A 2,216-nucleotide genomic window follows, 5' to 3' on the forward strand; every position below is an offset into this window, starting at 1 on the left:
TCGATGGCCCGGGGGATATCACCGAACGAAGTGACCGCCACATTGGTGGCCAGCGGTGTCATAATCCCCTCGGCGACTAACCGTCGTCTTACCTCTGCCATACTTTCCAGGCCGGCGGTTGGGTCTTCCAAATATCCGCCACCCGAAAGCTCCCCGGCCAACGCTTTGCCCACGCGCAGGGATGTTTCGACGGTCCATGCAGAATTTGGGTCGATGCGCAAAGGAACTTCAGGACCAAGCTCCTGACGGAGCAATTTGATGGTCTCAATTTCCAGGTCCGGTTCCAGCACACCGCCTTTGAATTTGACCGAGCCGAATCCGTATTTGCTTACCATTTGTTTGACTTGCTGCACCAGAGCTTCGGGCGTCAGGGCTTCTCCATATTCATCTTCGCGAACATCGTCGCCTTCACCTCCCCCGCCGGCATGTTTGTAGAACGGATAAGCGGAAAACGCAACTTCACCCCTCACACGACCGCCAATCAGGTCACATACCGGCTGACCCACGGATTTTCCGATTAAATCGAGACACCCAACTTCAATGGCCGCGTATGTGCGGGTCGTTGCGTCAAGAGGATTCTCTCCAGGCACAAGGTATGTCTGAGAACGCTCGGAGCCCGCTCCCTGTCCTTCCACCATTGGCGAGAGAAAGCCGGTTAAACGGTATGCATCGGCACCAACGATTTGCGGCTGCAACTGCCTTAGAGCCTGAGCCGGAGCCCGGCCGCCATACGTCTCGGAAATGCCGACAATGCCATCTTCGCTCTCAAGTTCCAGAATAGTCCGCAACGCGTAGGGAGCGTGCAAACCATACGAACTGCGCAGCGGCGGATCCGCAACGGCAATAGAATGAATCCGCATGTCTACTATTTTCATGCCGGGCTCCATTATCTGTCGAAGGTCAGTATCCCCTTTCTACGTCACAGAATAACTCTATACCAAAGGCAATAAGCGTGCAAATATCATAATCACGAGCAAGCCAACGATTCCCATCAACGTCATCATCGTCGAGCAGGTTTTCAACGTTTCACCTTCCGTCATGCCGGACATCTTGCATATCACCCAGAAACCACTGTCATTCATCCAGGGAATAAGTTTTGACCCACATCCGATGACCAGTGCCAGATAGAGTGGATGGAATCCCAACTGTCCACTACCGGCTAAGCCGCCAAGAATGCCGACCGCAGTTATCATGGCAACCGTTGCGGAACCTTGAGCCGTTCGGACAATAGCTGTCACGCAAAACGCCAGAGGAAGTACGGCCATGTGATAAGAAGTCGCCAGTTCCTGGACGCGGTGACCAATTCCTGTCTGCTGAAGGATGCCGCCAAAGGCACCACCGGCAGATGTAATCAGAATTATTAAGCCGCCATTCGAGAGCGCATTTTGAAGGAGCGGTGTGATATTCTTCTTCCGATCTCGGCGCTGCCATGCAAAAGTTAATAAAGCAATTGCAGCCGAGATTGCGAGGGCCACATTAGGATTGCCAACATTGTTAATCAACACAGTGATGCCTTGCCACCATGGAGTAGTTGTTATGTGAGATTGTGTCTTCACCCAGGAATTGAAAAATGTCCCTCCGGCAATCAGAAAAATGGGCAAAATGATGGGTAGTATCGAAAGCCAAAAGGGAGGTAGGGTTGCTTCATCTTTTTCTGTCATGCTCCTTAGATCGGCTGCAGAAATATCGGCTGTGTCTCTGACGGGCACCGGCCACTTTCGGTTAGCCCATAGCGCATAAAGATAACCGGCGCTCACAGTAAAGAGACCGACGACGATTCCCCCTATGATCATCAGTCCAATGGTTACAGAAAGTTCACCCGCAACGAACAAGGGACCGGGCGTCGGTGGTACGAGAGAATGGGTCATGGTTGCCCCTGCTACAATCGCCATAACATAGAGACCATAATTCCGCCCTGTCCTAATCCCCATCGCCTTGCCCAAGGGCATCATCAGATAGAAAACCGTATCGAAAAAGACAGGCATTCCCAGCAGAAATCCGCTGCCTAAGAATGCGTAGGGTGCGCGTTTTTCCCCCAACCATTTTAGCAGCGAACGGACAATTCGCTCAGCGGCACCGCTTTCAAGCAAAAACCTCCCAATGATAGAGGCCATCGCAATCAGAATCCCTATCTTGGTGCATGTTCGGCCGAATCCGATGGCGACTCGCTCGCCTACGGAAGACTCCATCAGGTCAGTGGTTTGTTTTACCGTCAT

Annotated in this window: 2 protein-coding genes; both read right to left on the bottom strand. The window is 52.4% G+C overall.

Annotation, left to right across the window (positions count from 1 at the left end; genetic code table 11):
- A partial coding sequence (locus ACETWG_10985; protein ID MFB0517109.1) for an enolase C-terminal domain-like protein occupies nucleotides 1-875 on the bottom strand: 875 nt, incomplete at its 3' end.
- Nucleotides 876-932: 57 nt separating this feature from the next.
- Nucleotides 933-2,216: GntP family permease (locus ACETWG_10990; protein MFB0517110.1), on the bottom strand; the 1,284-nt coding region annotated here is incomplete at its 5' end.

This window comes from Candidatus Neomarinimicrobiota bacterium (assembly GCA_041862535.1).
Taxonomy (GTDB): domain Bacteria; phylum Fidelibacterota; class Marinisomatia; order SCGC-AAA003-L08; family TS1B11.